The organism is Spiroplasma apis B31 (assembly GCF_000500935.1).
GTDB classification, from domain to species: Bacteria; Bacillota_I; Bacilli_A; order Mycoplasmatales; family Mycoplasmataceae; genus Spiroplasma_A; species Spiroplasma_A apis.
On sequence record NC_022998.1, the window covers coordinates 314968 to 328665 of the forward strand.

A 13698-nucleotide genomic window follows, 5' to 3' on the forward strand; every position below is an offset into this window, starting at 1 on the left:
TTTTGTACTGATAGAGTCTGAATAAACTAATTAATAAGGGTGTTTTTTAAGGATTTTTTCTATCCTTATAGAGTTTGAAGGCTCTCCGCATCATTTTTGTTTGCATTTATAAATTAAAAGAGTAGTATTATTTCTAGTTTCAAGGAGTGAAAAGCATGAATGAAGATCAAAAAGTTCAAGATAATAATCTTGAATGGTATCAGTTATCAAATGAATCTATATATGAAAAATTAGAGGTAGATCCTAATAAAGGACTCTCAAAAGAGGAGGTTTTAAAACGACAAGAAATTTTTGGAAAAAATATACTTCCCTCATCAAAAAAACCTAGCATTCTAATTATATTTTTAAAGACCTTTTTAGATCCTTTAAGTATGATAATGATGCTTGCAGGATTTTTATCATTAATTATTTCCTTAGTATCTGGAGGTTTGACAGCACCAGATATAGTTGGTTTGATCATAATTGCTCTAATAGTTTTTATAAATTCTATAATTGCAACAGTTCAAGAAGTAAAATCACAAAATTATATTTCTTCATTAGACTCAAAAGGAAAACAAAAAATTCTTGCACTACGTGGTTGGACTAAACAAGAAGTTTATGTGGAAGATTTAGTTCCAGGAGATATTGTTTATGTAAATGCAGGTGATTTTGTTCCTGCTGACATTAGAATTATTGATAATCAAATGGCTTTGATAGATGAATCTGCATTAACCGGTGAAAATGAACCAGTTTTGAAATTTAGTGAAATCATTGATTCAAATAACTTAGTTTTAGGAGATCAAAAAAATATTGCTTTCATGTCCACATTAGTAATGGAAGGAAAGTTGCTTGGTGTGGTCTTTGGTACAGGGAGTGAATCACAAATAGGAAAAATAGCTACTAAAATTACTGCCCACAAAAAGGAAAAAACACCATTAGAGAATAAAGTTATAAAATTAACTACTATAATCGGATTGGTTTCAATAATATTAGGAGTTATATTGTTTGTAATGTCATGGTTTATGAGAGATGAATTATCATTAAATATGAGACCATGAAATAAACTTATGTTAATCGCTGTTTCAGCTGCAATTTCAATCATCCCAGAATCTTTAACAATTATAGTTAAAATTTGCTTGATGATTGCCACTAAAAAGATGGTAAGAAAGAACGTTATTATCAAAAATCCGAAGTCAATTGAAACTTTGGGTAACATTAACGTTATTTGTACAGATAAAACCGGTACATTGACTCAAAATAAAATGACCGTAGATAAGGTTTTTTGCAACTTTAGGGAGTATGAGATCAATAAAATAAAATACACAGATAATAAAGAACTTTTTAATTGTATTTCGCTTTGTAGTGATGCAATCGTAACTAAAACTAAAATCGGAAGCCCAACTGAGTTAGCGACAATCGATTTAGCTTTGAAAGCAGAAGTAAATTATTTAAAAATTAGAAAAACCAATAAACGCTTAGATGAAATTCCTTTTGACTCTAAACGAAAAATGATGACTACTTTAAATTTGGTTGAAGGCCAAAAAACAGTTTATTCAAAAGGAGCTTTGGACTATCTGTTAAAAAATTGTACACACAAGTTGATCGATGGAGAAGTGACATTATTAACAGAAAACGACAGAGAAATCGTAGCAACAACACTAAATAAATATGCAAGTCAAGGTATGAGAGTTTTAGGATTAGCTACAAAAACGATTTCCAAACCAAAAGAAAGATACGAAAACAGTTTGATATTTTTAGGTGTTGTTGCAATAATTGATCCACCAAGACCAGAAGTTAAAGAAGCCGTTCAAATCGCAAGAGATGGTGGTATTAGAGTAATGATGATTACTGGTGACCATAAAATAACTGCGTATGAGATAGCCAATAGACTTGGTATAGTTGATGATGAACATAATGATGTAATAACTGGTCAAGAAATTGAGGAATTATCTCCAGAAGACTTAAAAGAGAAATTAAAAACTACTAATGTTTTTGCAAGAGTTAATCCAGATCATAAGGCGGTCATTGTTAAATATTTGCAAGAGCAAAAAAATATAGTTGCAATGACTGGTGATGGAGTTAACGATACTCCTAGTTTAGTTAAAGCTGATGTAGGTATTTCAATGGGATTAAGTGGAACAGAGGTTGCTAAGGAAGTAAGTGATGTTATTTTAGCGGATGATAACTTCAAAAGTATTATCTCAGGTGTTAATTCAGGAAGAAACGTTTACGAAAAAATTAAGTACTCAATTTCTTTCTTAGTTGCTGCAAATATTAGTCAGATGATAACAATACTACTAATATTAGCAATCAATAAAAATCTAGCTCTCGGTTCAGTCAATATCTTATTCCATATTTTTATTGTTGAAACAATAATAGCAATACCAATAGGAATGGAAAGAGAAAGAAAAGGGGTAATGAAAAATAAGCCACCACTTAATAAAAAAGAGAGTATTTTAAAAGGCATCATTTTGCAGATTACCTTAACAACTCTTTTCAACTCATTCTTTGCAATCTTGAACTATCAATTAGCACTTATAATGGTTCATGAAACACCTGAAATCGCTGCAGAATTTGCGAAAACTGGTGTGTATATTGCAATAATTTTTGGACCAATATTTTATGCATTAATATATAACAATACATTTTTACCTATTAAGTATAAGAAAAGATCTGAGAAAGTCGATAAATATAAATTCAATTACTACTTGTTAGCATTTATGATTTTAGCAATATTAGTTACCGCAATAACATTGCTACCAATTCAAAGTTTAAATAGTTTTTTTGAATTTAGAACTGTTGGTATGCCACTATATATGTTATTTGCCTTCTTTGCTAGTGCATTAATTCAGCCTTTCTTTATTTATAGTAGTTATCTATTCATAAAATGAGCAGTCAGCTGCTATGAAGCAAAAAGAAAAAGTAAAGAAATATAAAAAACCCTATGGGTTTTTTATTGATATTTATTAGTAAAAACTTTATACTTAAAGTGTTGTGTATTTTATTTAATGGGTATGCAATCACATATGGGAATTCATCAACCTAGTGCTTGTTTATTTTAATAAAACAAGTGGTTGTTGTTCGAACCATTATGGAAGACTAACGAATAAAACCATGAAAGGTAGAACAAAAAATATGGCAAAAGATTTAACAAGAGAACAGTTATGGGATGCTGGAGCGCAATTTGGACACCAAACAAAACGCTGAAATCCAAAAATGAAACCATATATATATGGAGCAAAAAATAAAAATCATATCATTGATTTACAACAAACAATTTGAAGGTTAGAAGACGTGAAAAAATTCGTTACTAACATTGGAATGAAAAAAGAAAAAATCATCTTTGTTGGAACTAAAAGATCAGCAAAAAGTGCTGTTAAAGAAGCTGCATTAAGAAGTGGAAACTTTTATATAAACTCAAGATGATTAGGTGGTACTTTAACAAATATGAAAACCATCTCTTTACGTATTAAAGCTTTATGAAACATAGAAAACGAAGAAAAAACAGGAAAAATTAATTTAAGACCTAAAAAAGAGCAAATTTTAATAAAAAAAGAAAAAATGAAATTAGAAAAAACTTTGGGTGGTATTAAACAAATGCATAAATTACCAGCAGCAATGTTTGTGGTAGACCCAAAAACTGATGAAATAGCAGTTAAAGAAGCAAGAAAACTAAGAATTCCAGTTATCGCTATTTGTGATACAAACGTCGACCCAGATATGGTAGATTTTGTAATTCCTGCAAATGATGATATTCAAGAATCTGTTAACATAATAACAAACTACATTGTAGATGTTTATGCAGACGCTGCTGGGTTCAAAATGCAACCAAGCACACTAAAAGTAGTGGCACAAAAACGCGAAGAAAGACCTCAAGGTCAAAGACCATCAGGACCTGGAAGAAGTTATAACACTAATTCATCAAGAACTGATAATAACGAAGAAAACTCAACAGCTACAAATGTTTCTGTTGATCAATAAGGAGAAATATATGGCAGTTACACCACAATTAATTAAAGAATTACGTCAAATCACATCAGCTGGTATGATGGATTGTAAGAAAGCTTTGGAAGCAACAAACGGAGTTATTGATGATGCAATAGTTTGACTAAGAGAAAATGGTCTTGCTAAGGCAGCTAAAAAAGCTGATAGAATAGCAGCCGAAGGTGTTGCTTTTGCTAAAACCAACGGTTCAAGAGCAATTATTTTCGAAGTTAATTCAGAAACTGACTTCGTTTCAAAAAACGAAAAGTTTATGAGTTTAATCAACCAAATCGGAGATGCGCTTCTAAACTCTAATGTTACAACTCATGAAGAAGCATTAGAAGTTAAATTAGTTTCTGGACAAACAATAAAAGAAGCTTGCATTGAAGCTACTGCAACTATTGGAGAAAAAATCGAGTTAAGAAGATTATCTGTTGCTGAAGGTGGTACTTTATCAATCTATAACCACGCAAATAACAGAATATCAGTTTTACTACAATTTGAAGGTGATATTTCTGCTGATGATGCGTATAATATATGTATGCATACAGCAGCTATGGCACCAAGATATTTGGCAAAAGAGGATGTTCCTCAAGAGTTTAAAGACTCAGAAATGCACATTATTAAAGAAACCACAGATCTTACTGGTAAGCCAGAAAATATAGCAGAAGGAATTCTGAACGGTAAATTGAGCAAAAAACTTGCCGAAGTTACTCTTCTTGAACAAAGTTTCGTAATGGATGAGAAACAATCAGTAGGTAAATTTATAAGTTCAAAAGGAGCAACTTTAAAACAAATGTTTAGATTTGAAGTTGGTGAAGGAATTGAAAAGGTGACAACAGACTTTGCTGCTGAAGTTGCTGCTCAGTTGAAAGGATAGTTTTTATGATATTAGCGTCAGCCACATGAGGAACAGATGGTTCTCTTAAAGAAAATAATTTATTAATACTTCTTGTAGTATTATTATTATCAATTATTATACCCGCTGCTTGTTCATATATTTATATGTATAAGTTCACAAAAAATCAAAACAAAAAATTAATAAATAAAATAAGTTTATTTACGATATTAGGAATGCAGGCTTTAAGTTTTGTAGCAGTGATTTTAGGGATGTTGTTTTATTTCGGGCAATTCTTTTTAGAAGAAAACCCAGATTTAGCACGAGTTCTAACTATTACTTTTATAGCAATTGCATTTGTAATGTGCGGCGTTTGATATTTTTTATTAGGGTTTATGCCGCAAAATATATGAATAATATTTGAAGAAGATCAAATTATGTTCATGGGAGAAAGTATCAAATATTCTAAGATCAATAACATTATTAGTGATACAAAAAGTAGCAAATTCTTTATAAATTATTTAGAAGGAACAAAAAGCTTAAAAAAAGTAAAACTTTCTAAAAATAGTGTATTGGGTCAATTCTTCGCTCAAAATGTTGAATTAACAGGTCATAAAGTTGAAGAGATGAGCCAACAGGAATACTTTGCTAAGAGATTAAAAGAAATCAAACTTGTAGCTACAGATATAAGCACACCATCAAAAGCTACGAAAAAAGAGACACCTAGTAATGATGTTAAGGAAAACGGAATAAAAAATGATAACATCTCTTCTAATGAGGCAGAAGTTAAAGAAACTACTAAAAATAATGAATAAAAAAATATCTCAAATAACGAGATATTTTTTTATTTTGTTATAGAATTAATTTGTAAAAGGCAGAGGTAGCTTCTAAATAGAAGTTTGAGAAATACTCTTAGAACCTGATCTAGTTAATACTAGCGTAGGAAGACCTAAACATAAAAAATCTGCTTTTTCGTGAGGATTTTTATGAAGAAATATTTTAAAGATAAACTATTATTTACATCAATTTTATTAACTGTAGTACGTTGTATACTTGTATTATCGCTATCAATCATTGGAACAATAAAATTATTATCCGTTAATATCTTTGACAGTGACGGAGGCACAAGGGCACCTAATGTTGGTGAAACAATTTTAATATGTTTTATGTTTATAGCAATTTTTATTATGTATTTAATTCTTTCATTATCAAGTCTAATGAAATATATATTACAACCAATAAGAGATAAACAATCATTGTGATTAGCTATTTTTTCTATAAACATTGAACTTGTTATTTTTAACCTTATGCAAATCAAAAAGATCAAACTAATCAAAAAACCAAAAAAATGAAATATATTCGACATTTGTTCAATGGGTGTTCTTTTAGGGGTTTACCTAATTTTGTCTTATGTTAGTGGATTTATACCACCAATGCCATTTTGAATTACTTTATCAATTAAATATATACCTTTATTTTTTGGAACTTTTTTACTAACTTTTACACAATCTATTACTTTATGTTTGATTGCCGGTATTGTTCCTTTGATTATGCCTGGAACTGCTATTTATACTGCTTATCAATATATATTGGACTACTTTATACCAATTAGTAGCATAGCATTAGCATCATTGTTTGTTCCTACAAACTTAACAAAAAGCAAATTTAAAAATTATATATTCTGAAGTGGATTTATAACATTACCCATCATAATTATATTTTTATCAAGAGTACTTGCTGGAGTTGTGTTTTGGTTAAATCCTAATGCAATTGGTTCTGATCCATCATATGCGTTCGAGTGAAAAAATACACTAGTTTACTCATTAATTTATAATTCATTTAATACGATGTTTGATTATGTAATTTATATGATTACTGTTCCAATAATTTGCGAAAACTTAAAGTTCTTGAAAACACGTTTTCAAAACCAAGTTAATAATATGGAAATGGAATAATTGAGCAACTCATATTTTATGTATACTAAACTCTTTCGAATTTTATCCATTAACACTTTATTTTTGATTTAGCAAAATGTAGTTTATTTTTTGCTATAATCAATAAAGCGAGGTAAATATGGCATTAAAATTTAAAAGAGTTTTATTGAAAATCTCGGGCGAGGCTTTAAAAGGGTCTGAAGAAATTTATGATAAGGATAAACTTGGTGATGTTGCCCGACAGGTTATAGAATTAACCAACCAAGGTCTACAAGTAGGAATAGTTATTGGTGGAGGAAATATTTGAAGGGGTAAATTAGCAGGTACCCTTGAGTTGCATAGAATTGAAGCTGACTATATGGGTATGTTAGCTACTATTATGAATGCTTTAGCATTTGAAGCAACCTTAAGAAAAATTGGATTTGATAAAGTTAAAGTTTACTCTTCACTTGAAATCAAAACAGTTACAAATGCTTACAATTATAGAAATGCTAGAGAGAAATTAGACGAAGGCTACGTTGTTATTTTTGCTGGTGGAACAGGGTTCAGTTACTTTACAACTGATACTGGAGCTTGTATTAGAGCAATCGAAATAAAAGCCGATGCTTTACTAATGGCTAAAAATGGTACTAAGGGAGTTTATGATTCTGATCCTAACACTAACAAAGAAGCAGTTTTTTATGACTCATTAAGTCATAGCGATTTAGTAGTAAACAATTTAAAGGTTATGGACTCAACTGCTGCAACTTTATCAAGAGATGGACATCTTGAAATTGTAGTTTTCGATATGAATGGACATGATAATATCATCAAAGTTGCTCATGGAGAATTAGAAGCCACTATTATTAAATAAGGAGATTTAAACATGATAAATAGTTTAATTGATACAACAGAAATGAATATGTTAGAAACTATCGAAAGTTTCAAAAATTATTTAGCAAAAGTTAGAACAGGAAGAGCAAATGCTTTGATGTTAAAAGGTGTTATGGTTGATTTTTATGGAACTATGACTCCAATTGAACAAACATCACAAATATCAACACCAGAACCACAACAAATAGTTGTTAAACCATATGATAGAAGTCAAATTGGTAACATTATTAGTGGAATAAACAAGGCTGACCTTGGACTAAACCCAATGTCAGAAGCTGATTTAATTAGAATTAAAATTCCACCTTTAACTGAGGATGTTAGAAAAGATTTAGTAAAAAAAGTTTTTAAAGAATTAGAAACTTTCAAAATACGAGTTAGAAATGAACGTCGAGATGCTAATGATAAGATAAAAAAAGATTCTTCTGTTCCTGAAGATGTAAAAAAGGATTCAGAAAATAGCATTCAAAAGTTAACTGATAAATATATAGGACTTTTAGATGACTTGGCAAAAGAAAAAGAAAAAGACTTGATGACAATATAAAATACAAAAAATAAGTATTTAACATACATTATTTTTTGTATTTTTCTTTTAAGGAGGATGTATGAATTGTTCAGTTTGTAAAATAATAATAACGGCAGAAGATAAATTTCTTGTAGATAATATAGAGGGTGAAATTGCTAATTATCACACTCAATGTTATATCGAAAAATTTGGTGATATTAAGCAGATTGAAATGTTAGAGTATAAAAAAAATATAAAAAAAGATAAATTAAATAGGTTTTCTGCGTTCAATGTCTTATTTTTGTTTATGTTGGTTATTTCTATTATTGTAATGGCAGCATATATAATTTATTCTTTAGTGAGGTAGTACAATGGAAGTTTGTTTTTATTGCAAAGAAATAATTCAAGAAAACTCTGCTTTTATAACTGATTTATTTGGTGAAAACGATTGTTTGAAAAAATATCACGTAGATTGCCACCAAGAAAGAACTAATATTTATAAATATAATGAAAAACTAAACGAAGTAGAAGTTAAAAATGTAACAAAAAAAGCCAAGTTAGTAAATATAATCTACATCTCTTTGGCAATTATCTTTTTTATCGAAATAATATCAATTGTAATAATTTTAGTTTTAAAGCATTCCTAAGATTCTAATTCTAAAAGCATTTGTTTACATTCTTCACCAGCCCTATAAGCGTATTCCTCATTTTCATAAGGTATAACACGGTGGCAAGGAATCAATAATAATATTGGGTTTTTTTGTACAGCTCTAGTAACAGCTCTAATTGAATCCAATCTTTTTAATTTTCCAGCTAATTGTTTGCAAAAAATTGTCGAACCTGGAAGAATTGTCATTAATTCTTTTCATACTTCTTTTTGGAATTCGGTACCGACTACATATAAATCATCAAAGTCTAGATCCAAGATTTCTTTATTAAAGAAACTATTAAGCAAATTTGAATGTTTGTTATCTAAAATTTCATTAGTTTCAACTATGTCAAACTCATCAGTTTTAAATCAATTTAGTAGATCTTCATTTTCAAAACCGATATATGCAATTTTTTCTTCTATTAATCCAACTTTAAGTTTAAAGTTATCATATTGATAATTGTATACTCGTATTTCTTTCATTGTTTACCCTCTTTTACTATATGTATATTTTATCGCACTTAAAGGTAAAAACGAAATTTTAAAATTAAAATCATTTTACATTTAATATACATTAATATATACTAAAAACAAGGGGTGTAATATGGGCTTTAAAATAGGGGCGTTAGTAGTCTATAATAATCAAAATTGAGTTATTTTAGATATACAAACAAAACAAATATCAAATGGAGAGTTAAGTTTTCTGAAAATCAAAAATATATTAACACAAGAGGTTTTAAATATTGATTCAAGATATGTTAGAGAGTTTGAAATAAAACAGAAAACACAAAGTGAAAATATCGGGGACGTAAATATACATAATCAAAGTTTGGGTGATACCGCCTACATTAAATCATTATTTGATGAAGTTGGTGAGGTAAATACAAACGAGTTTTTTGATTTTGACGAACATTCTAGTTTGGAAACTAATAATCAGAATGTATCAAATTTCGATAGATATATACCCAAAAAAGACATAACCTTTTCTGAAATAACTGATTCTAGTGAAACTACTCGTTTAATTGAAAATTTTCAAACACCTAACTCTCAAAAACACTTTACTCCAAGAAGAAGTTTTAATACATATGAAAATTTGAATAATACGCCAGTAAATGAAACATTAACTGATATGAAAAATAGTGGTATTTGAGAAGAGAAAATGGCTTCACATAACTCAAATTATTTTTCTAACCCAGGTCAAAACATCCATGTTCCAAGAAGAACTTTGAATAATTCAAATACACAAGAAACTTTCCATAATAATGTAGAAAATAATCGTGAACTAGAACGGGCACGTGAAAACTTGTTCAACTCAGGTGATCATAATTTAAAAGAACAAGTTTCATTAGAAAATATATCAAATGAACTTCTAAATAAAAATCTAGATAAATCACAAAATATGTATGACAATGTGAAAAGTGAAAACATAGTTGACATGAAATCAAGTGAGCAAAACTTAAGTCAACAGAAGCAACATTTCATAGTAAGAGAACAACAAAATAATAATCATTCAGATAAGACTGCCAATATTAGTGAGAATTACAGAGAAAAACGAATGGCCGATAGTAATTTCATAAATAAAATGAATGAAAATAACTATGAGACAAAATTTGAAGAAAAATTAACAGTTAATAATAGTTCAACTTCTGACAACACCGTAATAAAAAGTTTGAATAAGAAAGCTAATTTATACAAAGAAAAACATTTTGAAGCACTTGAAACTGGACCACTTAATACAAAAAAACTCCTAGATAATTTTAATAAACAAAAAAATATAAAAGATGCTTTGGACGAGAAGTATATCCAAGATAGTAACGAAAAGAGTAATACTTTATTTTGAAATAACTCAAACTTTGATAAAACGGAGTTAAATAACTCTAAAATATACAGAAAATTTAAAAATATGTCCGGCTGATTGATTACAGTGTTTGTTATCTTCTTAATAACCCCGATAGTTGGTTTATTTATGAAGATTGCTAACTTCTATATTAATTCACCAGAGCATACTATTTCGTTTGAAATATTGAAGCAAATTTTTCTTTTTCAATCAAACTATAATGATGGTAATCTTGTATATTTTATTGCAGATGTACTTATAATTATCGCTACTCCAGCTCTATTTTTAGTCTTTATTACTTTTTCTCTAATTTATTGAGTTTCAGTTGGTAATAAGCAATATAAGAAATTAGCATTCTATAACTTTCAGTTACAATCTAAGATTGAAGTAATTGATTCTATCCAAGAGTTCAATAATGAATCGAGTTTATACTTAATTAAAGTTCATAATGATATGAAAAAAATTAAAAAAGAAATTAAGAACTTGAAAGCAGAAAAAAAATTAACAAAACACGTTAATAACATAGAAAAACCGTATAATATGACACATTAAACAAAATAAATTTTTTCCTATAACTTTAATAATCTGTAGCAAAACTATAAAGAAAGGCAGAATCAAATAATGAAAAGTTACAGTATTTTGGAATTAAAATTAGACTCAAGAATGATTACGGAGATAAAAGTAAGATATAGTTTTTTAGATCAACAAAAATGCTTTGATTATACATTTAAATCTTTAACACAAGATTCAAAGAGACCAATTGAAATAACAACTTTAGAATTAAGAGAAACTATTGATACTGACCATAATTTTATTCTTTCTAATGTAGAAAAGATTTTCCAAAATTATCAAGGAACAAATATTTGAATTATTTTTCAACAAAGAATAGTTAAATAAAAAGGTTATTCATTATTGAATAACCTTTTTATTTTTTTTAGAAAGTTGAATTTTTTTATAATATAAAAATCCACTAGGTATTAATATTAATAAACCAATTGGTAAATATATCAATATGCCATAATATTCTGAGACAAATGCTCTAATAGTTGATGCAATACCCAAGAAGATAGCTAAGTATAATGCTGGCAAGTATAAGTTTATCTTTTTAAGATTAATAAAAAGAATAACTAATGTAGATATGATAATTGATGATATTAAAAACCCAAATATAAATCATTTTGCTGATGGAGCAAATTTCCTTAAGAATATCTCTGTTGAGTTGAATGTGATTTTATTATTTATTAAGATAATGATTCATATTAAAAATATTAAGTTAATTGCTACTATAATACTAGCGCTAATTGTTACTAGCAATTTGCAAATAGTTTCGCTTTTATTTAAGTTAATTTCGTTTGTTTTTCGTTCTTTTTCCATATGTGTACCTCTTTTTCGTTTTAATATCGTTCTAACTAAATGTTAATGTTTTAATTTTGAAAGTATTTACCATATTAAACGTTAATTTAGCTAGTTATCTAGTAAAAGATAGTTATTCTTTAATTTTAAAACAATAATACAAATATAACAATATAAATCTTACTCATTAAAATAGAAAATTTGTAATAAAATAATAGTTGATTAAGTATCGAGGTATGAAATGAAATATTGAGACATTACAGTTTTAACACCAATCATCATTAGCATTTGCTTTACAATTGTAATACTTATGTTACGAAAAGAGAAGTTATCAAAAAATGCTTTACTTTTTTGCTTGGAAGTGGCAATATTTTGATTATGTTCAAGTTTATTAGGCTACGAGTTAGTGTACCTTAAAGACTCATTGGCAAGAAGTTTAGAAAACAGAACATATCTAATAATTTTGTTGATAATATCTTTATTATTTATCATAATACTTAAACCATTTGCTACATTCATTACAGGTATAATAAAAAGTAGAAAATTATGAATGTATTTATCTTATGCTAGTGTTATCTTATTAACACTTCTGATGAACTTTCTAAAAGTTAGCAATATATACGTCTTCATTCTATATTCAATTTTATATGCTTTTATTCTTTCTACATCCACAATACATTACTTGTTTTTAAATGAACAATATTTTTATCGTATAAACACACTACCGGTTACTTGAGTCATTTATACAATTATTGGTTTTTCTGGTTTGTTAGGTACATTTATAGGGCAACTTCAAACAATAGTGTTATCTTCTGAAAATTTTACTTATACCAATTTATTTGTTCTACTTTTTATACCTATATGTTTATATTTAAATTTTACGCAAAAGGAGAATAAAAATTTAGCTAGCTCTTTTGATGAAAGTATTCGATCACAATTACCCAGAAAGAATAATTGAAATTTTTTCACTATTTATATAATTACATTTTTAGTTTCTTGTGCAGGTACTTTAAGTATGTCCTTAACAACAAAAATGTTTATTGCCTTCCAAGGCATTTATAATGGTTACTCAAATGACCTTGTAGAAACACTATTAAGATTATATGACTTCAATTTCATTATTCCTTCAGTGCTGATTTCTTATCTTATCTTCAAATTTGCAACTCCACATTTCAATCAGAAGTATCTATTATTTACAAGTTTTTTTACATTATTCTTATTGTACGTAGTGTTAGCCTTCAATAAAAATCCTTTCACATTTATGATTTTAAATATCCTAATAGGGGTATGCTACACACAAATAATTTACTCTTTATTTAGCTTTTGTATGTTTTGGAATTATCGTGCACCAAAAAACCCTGTAACAGGCTTTTTTGGATCGGCTTTATTTGGTGGTATGTTTTTGAATCAAGTTATTGAAGAAACCTTATTAAATTCTAAGGTAGGTGTGTTTAAGTATTTTAAATCAGTAGATGAAATTTTAAAAACCAAGCAACTATTAACAAACGATAGTATAATCTACGAGAGTTTTATTGATTCTATCACTGTTATTATGACTCTCTCTTCGCTGTTAGTTCTGCTTGCTATGTTTATATTCTATTTTACTCATAAGTATATTTTTGCAGACTACATTAACCCAAGGTTAGCAGTGCAAAATTTAAAAATAATTCTTAAAAAAAGAGTTATTGAAAAAACCAAAACTCAAATAAAAGTCGATGAGTTAGATAATAATGAAATGTAGGTTTAAAT

Annotated in this window: 14 protein-coding genes and 1 riboswitch; of the genes, 12 read left to right on the forward strand and 2 right to left on the reverse strand. The window is 28.0% G+C overall.

What is annotated here, in order from left to right:
• The first annotated feature begins 155 nt into the window (after window positions 1–155).
• From SAPIS_RS01405 to SAPIS_RS01445, 9 genes are all read left to right on the forward strand, one after another.
• Window positions 156–2915 (forward strand): cation-translocating P-type ATPase, encoded by a 2760-nt coding sequence (locus tag SAPIS_RS01405; RefSeq protein WP_023789048.1) that lies wholly within the window; start codon window positions 156–158, stop codon window positions 2913–2915.
• Between the two features lie 199 nt (window positions 2916–3114).
• Window positions 3115–3960, forward strand: coding sequence for a 30S ribosomal protein S2 (rpsB, locus tag SAPIS_RS01410; RefSeq protein ID WP_051372148.1), 846 nt, complete (start codon window positions 3115–3117; stop codon window positions 3958–3960).
• A 10-nt stretch (window positions 3961–3970) separates the two neighbouring features.
• Window positions 3971–4843: a translation elongation factor Ts gene (tsf, locus tag SAPIS_RS01415; RefSeq protein ID WP_023789050.1), complete on the forward strand. Its 873-nt coding sequence runs from the start codon at window positions 3971–3973 to the stop codon at window positions 4841–4843.
• 5 nt (window positions 4844–4848) lie between these two features.
• Complete coding sequence (locus tag SAPIS_RS01420) at window positions 4849–5616, forward strand: hypothetical protein (protein WP_023789051.1); 768 nt, start codon at window positions 4849–4851, stop codon at window positions 5614–5616.
• A 51-nt stretch (window positions 5617–5667) separates the two neighbouring features.
• Window positions 5668–5764: riboswitch (TPP riboswitch) on the forward strand.
• Window positions 5765–5787: 23 nt separating this feature from the next.
• Window positions 5788–6756 carry an energy-coupled thiamine transporter ThiT gene (locus SAPIS_RS01425; RefSeq protein ID WP_023789052.1) on the forward strand — a complete coding sequence of 323 codons (969 nt, stop codon included), beginning with the start codon at window positions 5788–5790 and terminating at the stop codon, window positions 6754–6756.
• 118 nt (window positions 6757–6874) lie between these two features.
• Window positions 6875–7588 carry a UMP kinase gene (gene pyrH, locus SAPIS_RS01430; RefSeq protein ID WP_023789053.1) on the forward strand — a complete coding sequence of 238 codons (714 nt, stop codon included), beginning with the start codon at window positions 6875–6877 and terminating at the stop codon, window positions 7586–7588.
• Window positions 7589–7600: 12 nt separating this feature from the next.
• Window positions 7601–8149: a ribosome recycling factor gene (frr, locus tag SAPIS_RS01435; RefSeq protein WP_023789054.1), complete on the forward strand. Its 549-nt coding sequence runs from the start codon at window positions 7601–7603 to the stop codon at window positions 8147–8149.
• A gap of 61 nt (window positions 8150–8210) precedes the next feature.
• The gene (locus SAPIS_RS01440) at window positions 8211–8477 is read left to right on the forward strand and encodes a hypothetical protein (RefSeq protein WP_023789055.1); all 267 of its coding nucleotides are present in this window, start codon (window positions 8211–8213) and stop codon (window positions 8475–8477) included.
• Between the two features lie 4 nt (window positions 8478–8481).
• On the forward strand, window positions 8482–8757 hold the full coding sequence (locus SAPIS_RS01445; protein WP_023789056.1) for a hypothetical protein: 276 nt from the start codon (window positions 8482–8484) through the stop codon (window positions 8755–8757).
• On the opposite strand, the gene SAPIS_RS05170 is transcribed toward SAPIS_RS01445, so the two are convergent.
• A complete protein-coding gene (locus tag SAPIS_RS05170) occupies window positions 8754–9242 on the reverse strand; it encodes a methylated-DNA--[protein]-cysteine S-methyltransferase (protein ID WP_023789057.1) in 489 nt (162 codons plus the stop codon). The genes SAPIS_RS01445 and SAPIS_RS05170 overlap by 4 nt on opposite strands.
• A 121-nt stretch (window positions 9243–9363) precedes the next feature.
• Here SAPIS_RS05170 and SAPIS_RS01455 point away from each other — a divergent pair, with 121 nt between their 5' ends.
• Together SAPIS_RS01455 and SAPIS_RS01460 are read left to right on the forward strand one after the other, a co-directional pair.
• Window positions 9364–11148 (forward strand): 6TM ABC transporter family protein, encoded by a 1785-nt coding sequence (locus tag SAPIS_RS01455; protein ID WP_023789058.1) that lies wholly within the window; start codon window positions 9364–9366, stop codon window positions 11146–11148.
• Between the two features lie 69 nt (window positions 11149–11217).
• Complete coding sequence (locus SAPIS_RS01460) at window positions 11218–11493, forward strand: hypothetical protein (RefSeq protein WP_023789059.1); 276 nt, start codon at window positions 11218–11220, stop codon at window positions 11491–11493.
• A 12-nt stretch (window positions 11494–11505) separates the two neighbouring features.
• Here SAPIS_RS01460 and SAPIS_RS01465 read toward each other — a convergent pair whose 3' ends face one another.
• Window positions 11506–11970: a hypothetical protein gene (locus tag SAPIS_RS01465; RefSeq protein ID WP_023789060.1), complete on the reverse strand. Its 465-nt coding sequence runs from the start codon at window positions 11968–11970 to the stop codon at window positions 11506–11508.
• 220 nt (window positions 11971–12190) lie between these two features.
• Between SAPIS_RS01465 and SAPIS_RS01470 the strand changes: the two genes are divergently transcribed.
• The gene (locus SAPIS_RS01470; RefSeq protein ID WP_023789061.1) at window positions 12191–13690 is read left to right on the forward strand and encodes an MFS cation transporter; all 1500 of its coding nucleotides are present in this window, start codon (window positions 12191–12193) and stop codon (window positions 13688–13690) included.
• Window positions 13691–13698 lie beyond the last annotated feature (8 nt).